The 17,223-nt window shown below is 64.4% G+C and carries 14 protein-coding genes; 11 read left to right on the top strand and 3 right to left on the bottom strand.

What is annotated here, in order from left to right:
- Positions 1-12 precede the first annotated feature (12 nt).
- Genes NY78_RS15155 through asnB (NY78_RS15115) form a run of 9 tightly spaced genes read left to right on the top strand, consistent with a single transcriptional unit; the run spans position 13 to position 12,366 of the window.
- Entirely contained in the window at positions 13-1,686 is a 1,674-nt protein-coding gene (locus tag NY78_RS15155) for a TolC family protein (RefSeq protein WP_043637700.1), read from the top strand.
- Position 1,687: 1 nt separating this feature from the next.
- A complete protein-coding gene (locus NY78_RS15150) occupies positions 1,688-2,635 on the top strand; it encodes an efflux RND transporter periplasmic adaptor subunit (RefSeq protein WP_043637697.1) in 948 nt (315 codons plus the stop codon).
- Positions 2,636-2,640: 5 nt separating this feature from the next.
- On the top strand, positions 2,641-3,780 hold the full coding sequence (locus NY78_RS15145; RefSeq protein WP_043637695.1) for a hypothetical protein: 1,140 nt from the start codon (positions 2,641-2,643) through the stop codon (positions 3,778-3,780).
- Entirely contained in the window at positions 3,764-5,416 is a 1,653-nt protein-coding gene (locus tag NY78_RS15140; RefSeq protein WP_043637693.1) for a hypothetical protein, read from the top strand. The genes NY78_RS15145 and NY78_RS15140 overlap by 17 nt, the downstream gene beginning before the upstream one ends.
- Positions 5,417-5,470: 54 nt before the next feature.
- Positions 5,471-6,424, top strand: a complete 954-nt coding sequence (locus NY78_RS15135) for a glycosyltransferase family 2 protein (RefSeq protein ID WP_043637690.1) — start codon at positions 5,471-5,473, stop codon at positions 6,422-6,424.
- 8 nt (positions 6,425-6,432) lie between these two features.
- The gene (asnB, locus tag NY78_RS15130; protein ID WP_043637688.1) at positions 6,433-8,307 is read left to right on the top strand and encodes an asparagine synthase (glutamine-hydrolyzing); all 1,875 of its coding nucleotides are present in this window, start codon (positions 6,433-6,435) and stop codon (positions 8,305-8,307) included.
- Positions 8,297-9,175, top strand: a complete 879-nt coding sequence (locus NY78_RS15125) for a class I SAM-dependent methyltransferase (RefSeq protein ID WP_043637685.1) — start codon at positions 8,297-8,299, stop codon at positions 9,173-9,175. Before asnB (NY78_RS15130) ends, NY78_RS15125 begins: the two co-directional genes overlap by 11 nt.
- Positions 9,172-10,449 carry a glycosyltransferase family 4 protein gene (locus NY78_RS15120; RefSeq protein ID WP_043637683.1) on the top strand — a complete coding sequence of 426 codons (1,278 nt, stop codon included), beginning with the start codon at positions 9,172-9,174 and terminating at the stop codon, positions 10,447-10,449. Before NY78_RS15125 ends, NY78_RS15120 begins: the two co-directional genes overlap by 4 nt.
- Positions 10,450-10,452: 3 nt before the next feature.
- The gene (gene asnB, locus NY78_RS15115) at positions 10,453-12,366 is read left to right on the top strand and encodes an asparagine synthase (glutamine-hydrolyzing) (protein WP_043637682.1); all 1,914 of its coding nucleotides are present in this window, start codon (positions 10,453-10,455) and stop codon (positions 12,364-12,366) included.
- Positions 12,367-12,456: 90 nt separating this feature from the next.
- On the opposite strand, the gene NY78_RS15110 is transcribed toward asnB (NY78_RS15115), so the two are convergent.
- The gene (locus NY78_RS15110; protein WP_043637680.1) at positions 12,457-12,924 is read right to left on the bottom strand and encodes a chemotaxis protein CheW; all 468 of its coding nucleotides are present in this window, start codon (positions 12,922-12,924) and stop codon (positions 12,457-12,459) included.
- 194 nt (positions 12,925-13,118) lie between these two features.
- On the opposite strand from NY78_RS15110, the gene NY78_RS15105 reads away from it, so the two are divergent.
- The gene (locus tag NY78_RS15105; RefSeq protein ID WP_043637678.1) at positions 13,119-13,436 is read left to right on the top strand and encodes a hypothetical protein; all 318 of its coding nucleotides are present in this window, start codon (positions 13,119-13,121) and stop codon (positions 13,434-13,436) included.
- A 340-nt stretch (positions 13,437-13,776) separates the two neighbouring features.
- Here NY78_RS15105 and NY78_RS15100 read toward each other — a convergent pair whose 3' ends face one another.
- A complete protein-coding gene (locus tag NY78_RS15100; RefSeq protein WP_043637676.1) occupies positions 13,777-14,523 on the bottom strand; it encodes a hypothetical protein in 747 nt (248 codons plus the stop codon).
- A 130-nt stretch (positions 14,524-14,653) separates the two neighbouring features.
- Here NY78_RS15100 and NY78_RS15095 point away from each other — a divergent pair, with 130 nt between their 5' ends.
- On the top strand, positions 14,654-15,739 hold the full coding sequence (locus NY78_RS15095; RefSeq protein WP_047960220.1) for a sensor domain-containing diguanylate cyclase: 1,086 nt from the start codon (positions 14,654-14,656) through the stop codon (positions 15,737-15,739).
- Here the strand turns inward: NY78_RS15095 and NY78_RS15090 are convergent.
- Entirely contained in the window at positions 15,689-17,098 is a 1,410-nt protein-coding gene (locus NY78_RS15090) for an SLC13 family permease (RefSeq protein ID WP_053062239.1), read from the bottom strand. The two genes, NY78_RS15095 and NY78_RS15090, sit on opposite strands and share 51 nt — an antisense overlap.
- Between the last annotated feature and the right edge of the window lie 125 nt (positions 17,099-17,223).

Here is a 17,223-nt window from a genome sequence, read left to right as displayed (position 1 = left end):
GGGGAGGAGCGCATGGCCAGGAAACTGTCCTTTCGGCAGGGGGTGTCGGCGTCCGGGGGGGATGTCGCGGGCTGCGTGAGCGCGGCGGGGGTGATGCGTCTTTTTACCGTCGCAGTCGTGTGCGCCGTGCTGTTCGGGAGTGCGGTGTCGGGCTTTGCTGCGCCCGGCGACCGCTACACCAAGGATAAGGTCAAGGGCGGCGTTGCCCCGGCCGCTTCGGAGCCCAAGGCCCCGGCTGCCGCTGCGCCGGCTGCGCCGGCCGCTGACGACCCGGCCCCCAGTTTTTCCAAGGCCGCCGGCTCCTTGGCTCTTGGATCCACCCAGCTCAAGTCTCCGGCCGATTTCAACGAGTGTGTGCGCGTGACCCTGGCCCAGTCGCCGCTTCTGACCAAAAGTTCCATCGAAATCGAGTCCAAGCGGCTCGATGTCGGGGACGCCTATTCCCAGTATATCCCGACCATCGTCATGAGCACGACGTTTTACCTGCGCCTGCCGGAGTATAAAAACGCCGTCGCGCCCTCGGCCTACTCCTCCGTGCTGGAAAATGCTTCCTCGGAAGCGACCCAGAACCTGGCCAACTCCATTTCGGCGGCCAACGCCGTCTATGCCGGCAACTCCTCCAACCGCAACCGCAAGAAATACGACCTGAACTTTTCCACCGGGGCCTGGAACCCGCTGCTGACCGCTTTTGATGTCCAGGCCAAAAAGGAAATGGCCAATATTGCCGTTCTGTCCCACCTCAAGGTCATTGATCAGGGCCTCAAGCGTCTGGGGACCAACTATCTCCAGCTCGGCGTGACCGATGCCATGATCAGCATGGCCAAGGAAAAAGAAGATCTGGCGCTTAAAAATCTCGAATACGTCAAGACCCGCGCCGGGCTTGGCCAGGGCGCCCAGCTGGATGTGCGCATCGCCGAGACCAAGGTCAATCTGGCCCGCACCGAAGCCGAAAAAATGCGCACCAACAAGTCCGTGCTTCTGGACGAATTGAAGTTCATTTTGGGCGTGCCTTTTGTCCAGAAGGTCGAACTGTCGCTCGCCAATGCCCCGTCGCAGGTGCTTGAGGATTTCAATCCGTCCACCATCACCGACGAGAAACTCAAGAAGCATTCCTTTGCCCTTCGTATCCATGAATACGAAAAGGCTTTGCAGAAAAAGAACATCTCCCTGTCCTACATCCACTTCCTGCCGACGTTCTCTTTTGGCTTCACCTCGGTGTCCACGCTGAACAACACCAGCTACAAAGAAGACACCTCGACCCTGCCCTTCATGTATCCCAACCTGACGCTCAATTTCCCCTTCGACTGGTGGACAAAGGGACGTGACGTCAGCCGGCAGTACAAAAAGATGGCCCAGATGAACGTGGAAGGCCGCAACCTGGAATTCTCGCTCATGAGCCAGTTCCAGCAGGCGCTGGCCAAGCTGCGTTCGGCTGTTTCCGAAGTCAAGTTTGCCGAATCCTCGGTGGAACTGCAAAAGCTCACCGTGCAGCAGGCCCAGTTCCGCTTTGATTCCGGCCAGGTGGAATACGACGCGATTGTCACGGCCATGGGCGCGTACCTGGACAGCAAGCAGAGCCTGCTGGTCAAACAGTACGAACGCGACTCGGCCATGCTCGAAGTTCGCTCTATTTCGGGTGAGTTCCAGGATCGCTACATCAATGCCACAGTTATGGAGAGCATCTAACATGATACTTCGTGCCGCGCTTCTGGCGGCCGGTCTTGTGTTGGCCGGACCTTGCGCCACCCTGGCCCAGGCTCCGGCCACGCCGGCTCCCCAGGCGGAAACCGCTGAGCGGGCCTCGTTCCGGCCTGCGGAAATCACCTTTTCCGGCAAGCTCTACAGCCCGGTCAAACTCTCGGTCTTCCTGCCGTACAATGCCAAAATCCTAAGCCTTTCCGGGCAGATCGGGCAGAAGGTCAAGCGCGGCGACGTCCTGGCCACCTACGAGATCCCGCTGGAAACCCGGATGGATGAGAAGACCAAGCTCTCGCCGGCCAACATCAAGGATCTCGAACACAAGCTGGCCGTGGCCGACAAGGAAATCGACCGCCTCACCGCCAAGGGCCGCGAGTTGGAGGCCATGAGCCAGCGCAACATGACCTCGCAGCAGGCCATGTCCATGAACGCCAAGGAAATCGACGTTTATCGGAAAGACAAGGCGGCCGTCAGCGAGCAATTGTCCCTGGCCCGGGACCTCCTCGGCGACCGGGTGGAACTGGCCGAGGACCACTTCGGCAAAGGCGTTGGCGTTGGCAAGGTGCCCAAAGACGGCATCATCAAGGCCCCCAACGACGGTTTCGTCATGTGGATGAACCCGGAACTGCGCGCCGGGGTCAAACTGGCCAAGGAAGCGGAACTGTTTCAGGTCGGTTCGCTCAACCCCATGATCATTCGGGCCCAGGTCCACGAGATCGAGGCCCAGAAGCTCAAGGACGGCGAAGCGGCAGTGGTGACGTTCGATTCCATCCCCGGCAAAAAATTTGCTGCGTCGGTGTCGCGTATTCCCTGGGCGCCCATCCCGGCCGCCTTGCAGCAGCCGTCGTATTACGAGATCGAGCTGACCATTCCGAACCCGGATGCCGAGCTGAAAGAAGGTCTCAAAGGTCAGATCACCATTCAGCCCGGTAAGTAGGTTCCATGATGCATGCTCCCCTCGTGATCGAGGCTGTCGGCTCCGCAGCTGACCTCGACGCCTTTATCCGTTTCCCCTGGGAAATCTATCGCAACGATCCCATGTGGGTGCCGCCGCTCATTCCCATGCAGCGGGATTTCCTGGATCGGGAGAAAGGTCCGTTTTTTGAGTTCGGTCAGGCCGAGTACTATCTGGCCCGCCGTGGCGGCGTGGTGGTGGGGCGCATTTCGGCGCACACCAACGGCCTTTACGAGCAGTACCATGATTCGGAAACCGGGTTTTTCGGTTTTTTCGAGTCCGAGAACAACCAGGAGACGGCCAACGCCCTCTTTGAGGCTGCGGCGGCCTGGGTGCGCGGCCACGGCAAGATTCGTATCCACGGGCCGCTGTGCTTTGGGATTTACGACGAAGTAGGGCTTTTGGTCGAAGGCTTTGATTCGCCGCCGTCCATGATGCAGACCCACAATCCGCCGTATTACGAAACGCTCGTTACGAACTGGGGTTTTGCCAAGACCTACGACTGGTATGCCTACCGCATCAGCCGCAAGCCCGGCATGGATGCGGTCAAGCTGGCCAAGCTGCGCGATTCCATCCTGGCCCGTCAGAAGTGTACCATACAGCCCATCCCCCGCAAGGAATTCGCCAAGCGCGGCCCCCAGATCAAAGAGCTTTTTAACGACATCTGGAGCAAGAACTGGGGCCATGTGCCGCTGACCGACCGCCAGTACGAGGACCTGTTCGTCACGCTGCAGCCGCTGGTGCGTCCGGATCTGGAGAGCATGATCCTCGACGGCGACGAGATTGTGGCCTTTGCCGTGGTGTCGCCGGACATGAACCGCTCGGTCAAAAAATTCAACGGCAAGTTCGGGCTGTGGCAAAAGCTCCAACTGCTCTGGGACTGCCGGGTCAAACCGTTGACCCACTGCCGGGCGATCATCATGGGCGTGTCCCGGACCCATCAGTGGAAGCGGCTCCACCACGCCATCATCATCAATATCATCGTCAATTTCCTCAATAATCATCCGAATATGGAATACTGCGACTGTTCGCTTATCCCGGAATCCCTGGACCAGTGGAACAAGACGCTGATGGATTTTGGCGGCGAACGCTACAAGGTGTTCCGTCTCTATGACCGGGCTGTCTGATCGGCCGATCCGTCGCTCGGATTGGCTGCTGGTCTCCCTGTGCACCCTGGTTGTCTACGCCGTGGCCCACAGGCTGGGGCTGGCCTCGCCGTATGTCGTCAACGACGACGTGCGCCAGCAGCTCTTCTGGATGGCCCGTTGGCTTGATCCTGCCCTGTATCCGCCCGACTTCCTGTCCGCCTATGCCGCCGCCTATGTGCCGGCCGGGGTCAAGGCCCTGTACTTTGCGGCAGCGGCCGGTTTTGGCCTGGATCCCATTGTCTTTTCCAAGCTGCTGACCGGGGGGCTTTTCCTCGTTTTGGCCCTGGCCCTGTTCGGCCTGGGCGCGACTCTCGAAGGGCCGGTGCTGGGCTGGTTTGCCGCGTCCATGGCCTGGCTCATGCCCTATTTTCTCAAGAACATCTCCGGCGGCCTGTCCCGGGGGTTTGCCGGGCCGCTGCTGGCCCTTTTTCTCCTGGCCTGGATGCGCCGGTCCGGCCGGGGTATGGCCTGGGTGCTGCTGCTGGAAGCCGCCGTTATTCCCTACATCGCCATCCTGTGCGCCGGCTGCGCCTGCCTGGATGCCTTGCTGGCCCGGCTGACCGATCGGCCGGCGGCCCCGTTTCCGTCCCGGCCGGTCCATGGTCTGGTCCTGGCGGCGGCAGGCATGGCGGTCTATGCCATGAATCAGTCTATGACCGCCCAGGGCTACGGCCCCCTGGTCGGGCGGGCCGCCCTGGCCGCTGGCGCGGAATTCACCGCTGCCGGACGTCTGGAACTTTTTCCGCTGCCCAATCCGTTTTTTGATTTGATCTATTGGCCTTTTGAGAGCATCGGCCTGTTTCTCGAATGGGGCCTTGTGCCGGGCATCGTGAGCCTCATTGTCCTGGCCCCCATCCTCGTCTTCGGGGCGCGCCGCGCGCCCTGGCGGGATCTGGCCGCCAAGGCCCGGCCGGCGGCCATGCTCCTGGCCGGGTCGCTTGGCCTCTACCTTCTGGCCCGGGCCATTGCCCTGGTCCTGTTCGTGCCGGACCGCTACATCTCCTACACCATCAATCTGCTCTACGCCCTGGCCCTGGCCGTGTGCCTGCGCCACGCCCTGGCCGGTTTGCTGGCCCGCCGGGGCATGGCCGCCGCCTTGGTCCTGGCGGCTGTGGCCCTAGGGTCCTGGCGGCTTACTGGCGTCGGGCTGTACGACTACCGGGTTGATGCGCCGCTTTTTGCCGCCCTCGCCGCCCTGCCCAAGGACGCTGTCCTGGCCGGCAATGCCAAGGATATGGACAATGTGCTGACCTTTGGCCGGCGAAACGTGGTGGCCTCCTTCGAGTTGGCCCATCCCTGGAGTGTCGGGGCCTGGAAGGTCATGCTGCCCCGTCTGGCCCATCAGGCCGAAGCCTACTATGCCAAGGATGCCAGCGTGGTACGGGAATTCGCCCGAGCCTACGGCGTGTCGTACATGGTGGTGCGCGAAGCTGATCTGACCCCGGCGGCCATGACCCGGGGGCCGCTTTTCGCCCCCTTTGACGCGCACATCCGGGAGCTGGCCGGTCAGCCCGGCAATTTCGCCCTTCTCGACGGCGCGAATTTTCCCTATACCAGCCCCGAGCCGGGGGTGCGCCTTGTGGATGTGCGACCCGACGCGGGCACCCCGCCCTGACGGGCCACCGCACGCCGTCCCTGAGCCTGTAACCTCCACAACACGGCGGGAACCATGCCGCATATGCTTTCCATCATCATCCCGCTTTATAATGAGCAGGATAATATCGAGCCGCTTTACACCAAGCTCGACGCCATCATGCCCACCCTGGGCCAGCCCTACGAGATCATTCTGGTCAATGACGGCTCGGCCGACGCCACCCGGGAGCGCATCGACGCCCTGGCCGCGCGCGACGACCGGGTGCGCGTGGTCCATCTGCGGCGCAATTTCGGCCAGACCCCGGCCATGATGGCCGGCATCGACATGGCCCGGGGGCATATTCTTATCCCCATGGACGGTGATCTGCAAAACGATCCGGCCGACATCCCCAAGCTCCTGGCCAAGCTCGACGAGGGCTTTGACGTCGTTTCAGGCTGGCGCAAGGATCGCAAAGACAATCCCATCAAGCGCAATCTGCCAAGCAGAATGGCCAACTGGCTCATCTCGTTTATTTCCGGTGTGCATCTCCACGACTACGGCTGTTCGCTTAAGGCCTATCGCCGCGACATCATCAAGGGGGTCAAGCTCTACGGCGAGATGCACCGGTTCATTCCCATCCATGCCGCTTGGCAGGGAGCGCGGGTGACCGAAGTGGGCGTCACCCACCATCCGCGTATTCACGGCGAATCCAAGTACGGTATGGAGCGGACCATCAAGGTCATCCTCGATCTCATGACCGTCAAGTTCATGGACAAGTACGCCCAGAAACCCATGTACCTCTTTGGCGGCTTCGGCCTAGCCAGTATTGCCGTTTCCATGTTCTTCTTTTTCTTTATGCTCTATTGCAAGTTCTTTCTCAATAAGAGCTTCATAGAAACGCCGCTGCCGCTTGGCGTGGTCATGTTTATGCTTATCGGCATCATGGCCATCTTTATGGGCCTTATTGCGGAAATCTTGATGCGCACCTACCACGAGTCGCAGGACAAGCCGACCTACATTGTTGACTGCACCCGAAACTGCAAGGAATAGGCCTTGTCGTGTGCGGCATCTGCGGTTTCATTGGCCCAGGCGGGGCAGGGGAGCTGGCCGCCATGAATGCGGCCCTGGCCCGGCGCGGTCCGGACGGGGAAGGGCGTTTTATGGATGCCCGGCGCGGGGTCTATCTGGCTCATCGCCGGCTGGCCATCATCGACCTGGAAGGCGGAGCCCAGCCCATGGCCACGGCCGATGGACAGCTGGTCGTCACCTACAACGGCGAGATTTATAACCATCTCGAACTGCGCCGGGAGCTTTCCGCCCGGGGCCACCGCTTCGTCTCGGACCACAGCGACACTGAGATTCTCCTCCACGGCTGGCGGGAGTGGGGCGAAGGCCTGCCCGAACGCCTAAACGGCATGTGGGCCTTCGCCCTCTACGATACGGCCCGGGGACAGCTCTTCTGCTCCCGCGACCGCTTCGGCAAAAAGCCTTTTTTTTATGCTGCGGGTGGGGGATTTTTTGCCTTTTCCTCGGAACTGTCGAGCCTCATGGCCCATCCGAAGCTGGCCGACCGGGCCGTGTCCCGCGCCAGTCTGCGCAAATATTTCGCCTACGGATTCATTCCGGCCCCAAACGCCCTGTACGTCGGCACGCATAAGCTCCCTGGCGGCTGCAATCTGCTCCTGGACGTGGACGATCCGAAGGCGCAGCCGCGCCGGTGGTGGACGTTTCGCCTGGAGCCGGACCAGCGGCTGGCCCAGGCCCCCCAGGCGGCCGTGGCCGGGCGCGTTCTGGAGCTTTTGGAGGCGGCCGTGGCCCGGCGGCTCATGTCCGACGTGCCGCTCGGCATTTTCCTGTCCGGCGGGGTCGACTCCTCGGCCGTCACCGCCCTGGCCGCCCGCCACGACAGCGGCATCCGCGCCTTTTCCATTGGCTTTGACGATCCGGCCTTTGACGAATCGGCCAAGAGCCGGGAAGCCGCCGAGGCGTTGGGTGTTCCCCGCCATACGGCCCGGCTCACCCTGGAAACGGCGCTCGCCCTCATGCCGGAGATCGTTGGCCGCCTGGACGAACCCATGGGCGATGTGTCGCTTATTCCCACGGCGCTTTTGTGCCGCGAGACCCGCCGGCACGTCACGGTGGCCCTGGGCGGCGACGGTGCCGACGAACTCTTTGCCGGCTACGATCCCTTCCGGGCCGTGCGGGCGGCCGAATGGTACAGCCGGCTGACGCCCCGGCCCATCCACCAGGCCCTGGCCCTCTTGGCGGCCCGGCTGCCGGTCGGTCACGGCTACATGGCCGCCAGTTTTAAAATAAACCGCTTCCTGCGCGGCCTGTCCCAGCCCAAGCCCTTGTGGAATCCGGTCTGGCTCGGGCCGCTGGCCCCGGAAGAGATCGCCGACGTGTTCGCCGAACCCGTGGATCCAGAAGACCTCTACAGTGAGGCGATCGAGATCTATGAGTCCTGCCGGTCCACGGATATGATCGACCGCACCATGGAATTTTACACCCGGCTCTATCTGCAAGACGACATCCTGGTCAAAACCGACCGGGCCGGCATGATGCATTCCCTGGAAGTGCGCGCCCCGTTTTTGGACATCGAGCTGGTCGATTACGTGCGCACCATTCCGGCCGGGCTTAAGTATCATCGGGGCATCACCAAATACATTCTCAAAAAGGCCCTGGAAGCAGTCTTGCCGTCGAGCATCATCTACCGCAAAAAGCAGGGCTTCGGCGTGCCCATCGGCCGCTGGCTGGCCGGTGGTGCATTGCCCATGGGACCGGCTTCGCCGCTGGAAGCCGGCCTCAACACGACCGCCATCGAGGCCCGCATCGCCCAGCACCGGGCCGGCCGGGCCGATCATCGCCTGTTTCTCTGGAATTGCTGGGTCCTTCGCCATATGGACCTGGGGGGAGGCCGTCTTGCACTTTGACAGCATTGAATATGCGGGCCTTCGGGTGCTGCGCCGGTTTTTTTTCACGGAAAAGCGGCTGGCCGCCTGGGGCAGCCGGCTGCCATACTACCGGGTCAACCAGGGCGTGACCGACCCGACCGCCATTGCCACAGCCTACGCCGCCGACCTTGGCCGCCTGGGGGTGGACGTGGCGGGCAAGCGTGTGATCGAGATCGGTTGCGGCTCGGCCAATGGTGCCGGCTACGCCCTGGCCGCCAGGGGCGCGGCCTCGGTTGTCTGCCACGAGCCCTATGCCCTCCACGACGTGGGCCTGGACGCCAAGCACCTGGAGGCCCAGGTCATCCGCCATCCCAGCGTGAAATTTTCCGTGGTGCGCCGGGTCGCCACCCTGGCCGGCCTGCCCGATGCCTCGGCCGACATCATCGTGTCCAATTCGGTCCTGGAGCACGTGGCCGATACCCAGGCCCTTTTTGCTGATCTGGCCCGGCTGCTGGCTCCGGGCGGGGTCATGGTCCACCGGGTCGATTACCGCGACCATTTCTTCAAATATCCCTTCCAGTTCCTGCTCTATTCCAAGCGGACCTGGAACTGGTTTCTAAACCCCGGCGATCTGCCCCGCTGGCGCTACGACGACCATGCCGGCGCCCTGGCCCAGGCCGGTTTTGACGTCTCGGTCCTTGATTACGAGCGCGACGAAGACGGCTTTGCCGCCATAGCCGACCGCCTCCACCCCGACTTTCAGGACCGCGATCCTGATATGCTAAATATTATCCAGGCGACGTTGGTGTGCCTCCGGCGGCCAGGAGGGGCGTTGCCCCTCCTGGACCACCCCACCGGGGGGACTGCGTCCCCCCGGACCCCCCCGACTGGGGGTGACCGCGCATGAGTGGAACCAACGCCGCCGACACCCCCATTGAAAGTTTTGGGGAAGGGAGAGCGCGAGAGGGAAACCCTTTTTCCCAAAAAGGGTTCCCCTCTCGCATTCTGTCTTCTCTCCATCTCCTCCTCCTCAACTACGAATATCCGCCCATAGGCGGCGGGGCGGGGAATGCCACGGCCAACATGGCCCGGGAGCTGGCCTCCTTGGGGCACCGGGTGCGGGTGGTGACGGCCGCCTTTGCCGGGCAGGCGAAGCGGGAGGTTGTGGACGGCTACGAGCTGTGGCGCGTTGCGGCTGTGCGGCGACATGCCGACCACTGTTCTCCGCTGGAGATGCTCACGTTTCTGGCCAGCGCCGGGCTGGCTCTGCCGGTCATGCAGCGGCAGTTCAAGGCCGATGCCTGCATCTGCTTTTTCGGCATCCCCTGTGGCCCGGCCGCCTGGCTGCTCAAGGTGCTTTGCGGCGTGCCCTATGTGGTGTCGCTTCGCGGCGGCGATGTGCCGGGGTTTCAGCCCTACGATCTGGCCGGCTACCACCGCGTGACCTCGCCGCTCATCCGTTTTTTGTGGCGTCATGCCGCCCAGGTCGTGGCCAACAGCCGGGGGCTGGCCGGACTGGCCCGGCAGTCGGCCGGGGAGACGCCCATTTTGATGATCCCAAACGGCGTGGACACCGAGCGGTTCCGGCCGGCCGGGGAATCTGGGGCGGCCGGGGCGGTCGGGGAATCTGGGGCGGCCGGTCCCGTGCGTCTGGTGTTCGTCGGCCGGGTGGTGCGCCAAAAGGGCCTTGATGTGCTGCTCGACGCCCTGTCCCGGCTGCCGGCCGAGCTTGACTATCGGCTGACCATTGTCGGCGACGGGCCGCTGCGGCCGGAACTGGCCGAGCGGGCCGCCGGCCTGGGCCTGGCCGACCGGGTGGCCTTTGCCGGTTGGGCGGCGCGTGAGGCCATGCCGGGGCTGCTTGGCGGGGCTGACCTGTTTGTTTTTCCCTCCCGGGACGAGGGGATGCCCAATGCCGTGCTGGAAGCCATGGCCTCGGGGCTGCCGGTGGTGGCCACGCGGATTTCCGGCAACGAGGAGCTGGTTGGCGACGGCGAGACCGGCTTTCTGGTCCCTCCCGACGATGCGCCGGCCCTGGCTCATGCCCTGGCCCGGCTGTTGGCCGACCCAGGCCTTTGCCGCCGGATGGGCGCGGCCGGGCGGGAGCGGGTGGTGCGGGAGTATTCCTGGCAAAGCGTGGCCGAGCGCTATGCGGCGCTTTGCGCCGGGACAGGAGCGTAAGCCATGTGTGGCATCTGCGGCTTTTTGACCGACCAGGGCAGCCCCGAGACGCTGGCCAACATCCTGGCCGCCATGAACGGGCGGCTGGCCCATCGCGGCCCGGACGGCGAGGGCCTTTTTTGCGACGCCTTTCCCCAGGGCGGCGGCGCGGCCCTGGGCCATCGCCGGCTGGCCATTATCGACCTTGTGACCGGCGACCAGCCGCTTTTTAACGAAACGCGCACGCTGACCATTGTTTTTAACGGCGAAATCTACAATTTTCAGGAGCTTCGCCAGGAACTGCTGGCCAAGGGCCACGTGTTCGCCAGCCGCAGCGACACCGAGGTCATCATCCACCTCTACGAGGAGCTCGGACCGGCCTGCGTGGCCCGGCTTCGCGGCATGTTTGCCCTGGCCATCTGGGACAGCGCCCGCCGTGAGCTTTTTCTGGCCCGCGATCCCTTTGGCAAAAAGCCGCTCTATTACGCCGCCATCCCGGGTGGTCTGGCCTTTGGCTCGGAACCCAAGGCGGTGCTCACCCATCCGGCCGTGACCGCCCGGCTGGATGCCGAGGCCGTGGCCCATTACCTGACGCTCCAGCACGTGCCCGAGCCTTCGACCGGCTTTATCGGCGTCGCCAGCCTGCCTGCCGGGCATACCCTGCTGCGGCGCGACGGCCGGACCCATATCGAACGCTTTTTTCGGTTGGAGTACCAGCCCAAGCTGACCGGTTCTGTGGACGCCCTGGCCGCCGAACTGCGAGAGCGGGTGACCGAGGCCGTGCGCCTGCGCCTGGTGGCCGATGTGCCGCTTGGGGCGCATCTGTCCGGCGGGGTGGACTCGGCCATTGTGACCGCTGTCATGGCCGGGCTGACCGACCAGCCCGTGCGCACCTTTTCCATCGGCTTTGCCGAGGAAGCCTTCAGCGAAACCCCCAAGGCCCGGGCCGTGGCCGAACGCTTTGGCACGCGGCACACGGAATTTATCGTCGGCTTTGACGAGGCCCGAAGCGTCATGGAAGCGGTGGTCGCGGCCACGGACATGCCCTTTGCCGATCCCTCGGCCCTGGCTGCCTGGCACCTGTGCCGGCTGACGCGGGAGCATGTCACCGTGGCCTTAAACGGCGACGGCGGCGATGAGATGTTTGCCGGCTACCAGCGCTACTGGCTCGATCCCCTGGCCGATGCCTATGCCCGTCTGCCCCGGATCCTGACCCGTCGTCTGGTCCCCTGGTTGGCCGATAAAATCCCGGCCCGGGGGGATGTGCCGGTCGAGGCCGACTGGCGCGCCGGCCTCAAACGGCTGGCCCAGGCCGTGAGTCTTCCCCGCGCCGCCAGCCTCGTGCGCTGGGGCTCGTACTTCTCGCCAACCGACCGCCTGGCCTTACTGCGCCCGGAATTCGCCAAGGCTGCCGGCCCGGCCGATTCCGTGGCCCTCTACGAATACACGGCTGCCGCATCCAAGGCCGACGCCGCTCTGGACGCCAGCCTTTTTGCCGACGCCGCCATCTATCTGCCCGGAGACCTGCTGGTCAAAGCCGACCGCATGGCCATGGCGAGCGGCCTGGAAGGGCGTTCGCCGCTGCTCGATACGGAGTTGGCCGCCTTCGCCGCCCGGCTGCCCGTGCGCCTCAAGCTGCGGGGCCTGACCGGCAAGTACCTGCTGCGCCGGGCCTTTGCCGATTGCCTGCCGCCGGGGATCGCCAACCAGTCCAAGCGCGGCTTCGGCCTGCCGGTGACCGGCTGGTTCCGCGGCCCGCTGCGCGAATTTGCAGGCGATCTGCTGACCAACGGCCGGGTTGCCCGCGACGTCGCCCGCCCCGAGGCCGTCGCAGCTATACTCGACGCCCACGCCGCCGGCCGGGCCGACCACGGCAAACGCATTTTCGCCCTGGTCATGCTGGAGCTGTGGCTGCGCCGCTTTTTTGCGGCCCGCTGAGCGCAAGGCACTCGCGCCTGCATAATGGAAAAGCCCGCGTCCTCGTTTGTCTGGAGGGCGCGGGCTTTCGTTGCGTCTTTTCCGAGCAGGTCAGCGGGTCAATTCTTCCACCGGGATAAGCTTGTCCAGGTCGAGCAGGATGAGCAACCGGTCGTCGAGTTTGCCCACGCCCTTGATGTATTCGGATTCTATCCCGGAAACGACGGGCGGCGGCGGCTCGACCGTGTTCGATTGGATGCGCAGGACTTCGGACACGCCGTCGACAACAAACCCGATAATCATTCCGTGGAGTTCGATGACGATGATCCGGGTCTGGTTGTCATGCGGATGATAGTCCATGTTGAATCGGCTGCGTAAATCAATGACGGGAATCACCTTCCCCCGCAGGTTGATGACCCCTTCGACATAGGGAGGGGAATTGGGCACCTTCGTGATGGCCATCGTGCGGATGATTTCCTGCACTTTGAGAATGTCGATGCCGAATTCTTCGTCGCCGATCCCGAAGGTGACGAGTTGGAGGAGTTCGTTTTCCTGCTTCATCGTGGTCGGTTCGCTCATGAGGCTCTCCCGAGGCAAGGCGGTTTTGGGCCGGAGGGGATGGCTGAGGCATTAGACCCACTTTCCGTTTTCATGTCTTCAATTATCTGTTTGAGGGCCGGGGCCTGGACTGGGGGGGCTTGGGGCCGCGATACGCGCCTCCCCTTTTCGGAATACACAAAATCAGGCAGGATACGACCTAAAAGAGGTCTGTCATGCTCCATGCCGTCCGAATGTTGACCATCGCCGCCCTGCTGGGCGCAGTGGCTCTTGTTGCCCAGGCCGCAGGCGCTCCTCCCTGCTCGTTTGTCGGCGGCTACCCGGCCGCTCAAACTCCCGAACTGCTGGCCAAGGCCCAGGCCATGACCGATGCCGCCGATGACAATGGCCTAAGCTCCCTGCGGGCGACAGGCGTTGTGGTCATCCCCCAGGGCACAGCGGAAGACGTCCAGTGCGGGCCGGACAAGCTGTGCCAGGTGACCATCGCCGGCAAGCGGCTCTGGATGCTGGAAAATGGCTTGCAGTGCCAGTAGGGGGAGCAGGCGTCAGGGGTGTGTACAGAGACGAGATGCGAAGAGGAGTGAAGAGGGGCATAGAGTAGAGCTGCCTCCGGCGGCCGGGAGGGGGTAACCCCCTCCCGGACCCACCCTGACAGGGGTTAAGGGGGGCGGGAGAGTCGCAAGCGGCCCGGGCTCACTTCAGGCCTTTGAGACGGCGGTTCCCGTCAAGTGCTGGCAACTGCGCGCCCTGGTCCACAGCCGACCGCCTTGCCGGCCAACGCCAAGAACCCTTTGAAAACTTTTCCCGTTGCAGGGGTCCGGGGGGATCATCCCCCGCCGCCGGAGGCATCTTCTGCCTCCTCTTCTCCCCCCTTCATCCGAAGAAGACGGCATCCGCTTTATTCGGGTCGCTGGCGCGCACGTTGTCGGCCAGTTCGTCGAGGAGCGCTTCCATGGCGTCCGGGGCGGGCGGCGTTGGCAGATGGGGCACGCCGAAGTGGTCGGGGTCAAGCCGCGTGAAGGCCAGTTCGTCATTGATCCGGCAGGCGTCGCCGACAACGCCGCAGGCGCTGGCCTGTTCCAGGCCGGCGGGGTCCAGGGACTTGGTGAAGCGGAGCATATCCGAGGGGGATTGGCAGGCGTTGATGGCTTCGATCTCGGCGTTGATCTTCTCGGCCACGCTATGGAGGAGGTCGTACCCGGGGACGGGCATCATGCGGCCGGGCTGTCTGGGGTCGGCTGTATAGCCGCCGTCGTTGTATTGCTTGATTTCCCGTTGCATGGTCTCGTAGGCGCGACGCACGGCCTTGCGGTAGCGGCCGGCGGCGGTGAGGGCCATGGGACGGGCGATGGGACGAAGCTGCTTGACCGGAGGCAAGGCGGCCGGATCAAGGCCGAGACTGGCCAGGAAGGCATCGGCCCCGGGGTGGTCAAGGAGCAGGCGGCGCAGGGTATGGACGGCATCGACGGCCGGGGCGGACCGGCTGATGACGCGTTTTCGCAGGGATTCGAAATTTTCCAGGCGTTCGTCGAGGCGGCAGCGGCGGGAGAAAAAGCTGTCTGCCATCTCGCATAATACTTCGTGTTTGAGGTCGTCGGCGAATTCGGACCCGATGGTCATGGGTGCGCTCCAGGGCTGCGGTTTGCCATGGATTGCTGGTACGCCTTGGGCAGTTGCTTGGCAAGCGGCGGGGCCATGACAAAGCACCGGATATTGGCTAGGTTGGAGGAGCCTGGCAAGGAGGTGCGCCATGGACGCCGATTCCCGGACCCGGAAGGACCTGCTGCTGGAGGTTGGGGTTTTGCAGCGGCGCGTGGCCGATCTTGAGGCCGAGCGCGAGCGGTATATGGAAGTGGAGCGGGTCTTGCGCCAGGGCGAGGACCGATACCGCCGGCTGCTTGAGTCGGTCACGGACTATGTCTACACCGTGGTGGTGCGCGACGGTCGGCCTGTGGCCACGGATCATGGGGCCAACTGTCTGGCCGTGACCGGATATACGGCGCAGGAGTACCACGACAGTCCGCTCTTGTGGCTGACCATGGTGCCGCCGGAGGATCGGCCGGCCGTGCTGGAACATGCCGCCCGCTTGCTGGCCGGGGAGGACGCCGGGCCGCTAGAGCACCGCATTGTCCACAAGGACGGCACCATCCGTCATGTGCGCAACACCCCGGTGCTGCACCGCGATGCCGCCGGACAGCTTGTGGCCTACGACGGCATTGTCAACGACATCACCGAACGCAAGCGGGCCGAGGAGCTTTTCACCCGTTTGTCCCTGCACGACGGGCTGACCGGCCTGCCCGGACGGGCGCTGTACATGGACCGGCTGCGCCAGACGATTGCCCTGGCCGAGCGCCACAATGAGCGGGCAGCCGTGTATTTCATCGATCTGGACCATTTCAAGGACGTCAACGACCAGCACGGCCATGAGACAGGGGATGCGGTGCTGGCCCAGGCGGCCCAGCGTCTGGTGCATTGCGTGCGCCGTTCCGACACCGTGGCCCGGCTTGGCGGCGACGAGTTTGTGGCCCTGACCCCGGGTATCGGCGAAACGACGCATGCGGCGGCCATCGCCGGGAAGATGGTGGCGGCCCTGCGCGAGCCGTTTCTGGTCCGCGGGGCGACGTGCCGGCTTGGGGCCAGCGTCGGGGTGGCTTTTTTCCCGGACGACGCCGTGCGCGGCGGGGAACTGCTGCGGCTGGCCGATGCGGCCATGTACGCCGCCAAGAACGCCGGTCGAAACGGCTGGCGCATGGCCGGCAGCCTGGGGGAGGAGGCTCCCGCCGTCCTAGCCGATGATCCCAAGCACGCGCCACCACCAGTACGTAAGCGGCCATAGGCCAATGATGGTGATGGCGGCGGTTATGAGGCACAGCCGCGTCACATCCCGGCCCGGCACGTAGCCGGCCTGGATGGCCACCACCAGGGGCGGGGCCTGATAGGGCAGGATCACCGACGAGAACGCCACCACCTGGGTCATGGCCACGGCCAGAGGCGACCAGCCGACGGCTGCGGCCAGATCCGGCACAAGCGGCGTCATGACCGGCGGCACGCCGGGCAGCGTTACCGCCAGCCCCACCAGGGTGGACAGACCCGTCAGCAGCCCGAAGGCCAATCCCGGGGCCTCGGGCGAAAGCGGCAGTGCGGCAATGGCCATCCGGGCCAGACTGCTGCCCAGGCCGCTGTGGTCGGCCACCGCGCCCAGACTCACAATGCCGGCCACGTAAAAAATCGCCTCGAACCGAAGCGTCCCAAAGGCATTGGCCGGGAGCAGGCCGCTGCCCGGATACAGGCAGACCAGCGCCGCCAGCATTCCGGTCCAGGCGGCCGGTATGTGGTGCCAGCTGTCGCTTGACCACAGGGCCACGGCCAGGACCAGCACCAGCCCCAGGCGTTTCTGGAGCGCGGTGGCTGGGGTCTGGTCCGGGCCTTCGGCCGTGGCCGGATCGGCGGGGCGGGGGGTGTCGCGGTAGAGCACGGCCAATAGGGCAATGAGGATGCCCAGGCGCAAGGCCCCGAGGATGGGGAAGTGGAGCAGGAAATAGGTGGCGTAGGAAGGGGCTGCGCCGAGTACGGATTCCATGGCCCCGGCCAGGACATTGTTGGGAATGTTGGCCGGCAGCACGGCGGTAGCGGGCAGATAGGTGCCAAGCAGGCCGCCGAGGAAAAGCCCGTGGCGGCCCTTGCGGCCGGGCAGGTAGCCCAACCGGTCGGCCAGGGAGGCCAGGATGGGCAGCAGCAGCATGACCCGGCCCATGGACGAGGGCATGACAAAGAGCAGCGCTGCGGAAAAAAGCGTCACCCCGGCCACGGCCCGGGTATACGAGCGCGTCAGGGCCGGGGCCAGCCGCCGGGCCAGCCGGTCGCCCAGGCCGGTGTGGCGGATGGCTTCGCCCAGGACCGCCCCGGAGAAGACCAGCCAGACCGCCGAGGAGGCAAACCCGGCAAAGACAGTGCTGGCCGGAGCCAGCTTGCCGGCCATGCACAGGGTGAAAAAGACGATGGCGGTCAGCCACGGCGGCAGCCAGCCGGTGGTCCACAGGCCGATGGACAAGAGGATCGCCGCCGCGACCCGGAGCTGATTGTCAATAACGACAAACGGCTGGAAAAGGACCATGGCGGTCAGGAGAACGGCGGCCAGGGCCAGACGCTGGGGCGGGGTCATGGCCGGGGCGGCAGGGGGCGAGGGCGAAAGCATGGGCGGCTCCATCTGTTTTGCGCACCATGCTGCAAAGCGGGCGGCCTGCAAAGCCTGGTCTGGAACCTGCGGCCTTCCAACGGCGCTCCATTGCCTTCCTTGTACCCAAACGATACAAGGACAAT

Source organism: Desulfovibrio sp. TomC (genome assembly GCF_000801335.2).
In the GTDB taxonomy this organism is placed as follows: domain Bacteria; phylum Desulfobacterota; class Desulfovibrionia; order Desulfovibrionales; family Desulfovibrionaceae; genus Solidesulfovibrio.
This window is presented reverse-complemented; position numbering and strand designations above follow the sequence as displayed.

What these genes read in the sequence shown, in the direction of transcription:
- NY78_RS15155 (WP_043637700.1), top strand. Translation starts at nt 13, where the DNA reads ATGGCCAGGAAACTGTCCTTTCGGCAGGGGGTGTCGGCGTCCGGGGGG.
- NY78_RS15150 (WP_043637697.1), top strand. Translation starts at nt 1,688, where the DNA reads ATGATACTTCGTGCCGCGCTTCTGGCGGCCGGTCTTGTGTTGGCCGGA.
- NY78_RS15145 (WP_043637695.1), top strand. Translation starts at nt 2,641, where the DNA reads ATGATGCATGCTCCCCTCGTGATCGAGGCTGTCGGCTCCGCAGCTGAC.
- NY78_RS15140 (WP_043637693.1), top strand. Translation starts at nt 3,764, where the DNA reads ATGACCGGGCTGTCTGATCGGCCGATCCGTCGCTCGGATTGGCTGCTG.
- NY78_RS15135 (WP_043637690.1), top strand. Translation starts at nt 5,471, where the DNA reads ATGCCGCATATGCTTTCCATCATCATCCCGCTTTATAATGAGCAGGAT.
- NY78_RS15120 (WP_043637683.1), top strand. Translation starts at nt 9,172, where the DNA reads ATGAGTGGAACCAACGCCGCCGACACCCCCATTGAAAGTTTTGGGGAA.
- asnB (WP_043637682.1), top strand. Translation starts at nt 10,453, where the DNA reads ATGTGTGGCATCTGCGGCTTTTTGACCGACCAGGGCAGCCCCGAGACG.
- NY78_RS15110 (WP_043637680.1), bottom strand. Translation starts at nt 12,924, where the DNA reads ATGAGCGAACCGACCACGATGAAGCAGGAAAACGAACTCCTCCAACTC.
- NY78_RS15105 (WP_043637678.1), top strand. Translation starts at nt 13,119, where the DNA reads ATGCTCCATGCCGTCCGAATGTTGACCATCGCCGCCCTGCTGGGCGCA.
- NY78_RS15100 (WP_043637676.1), bottom strand. Translation starts at nt 14,523, where the DNA reads ATGACCATCGGGTCCGAATTCGCCGACGACCTCAAACACGAAGTATTA.
- NY78_RS15095 (WP_047960220.1), top strand. Translation starts at nt 14,654, where the DNA reads ATGGACGCCGATTCCCGGACCCGGAAGGACCTGCTGCTGGAGGTTGGG.
- NY78_RS15090 (WP_053062239.1), bottom strand. Translation starts at nt 17,098, where the DNA reads ATGCTTTCGCCCTCGCCCCCTGCCGCCCCGGCCATGACCCCGCCCCAG.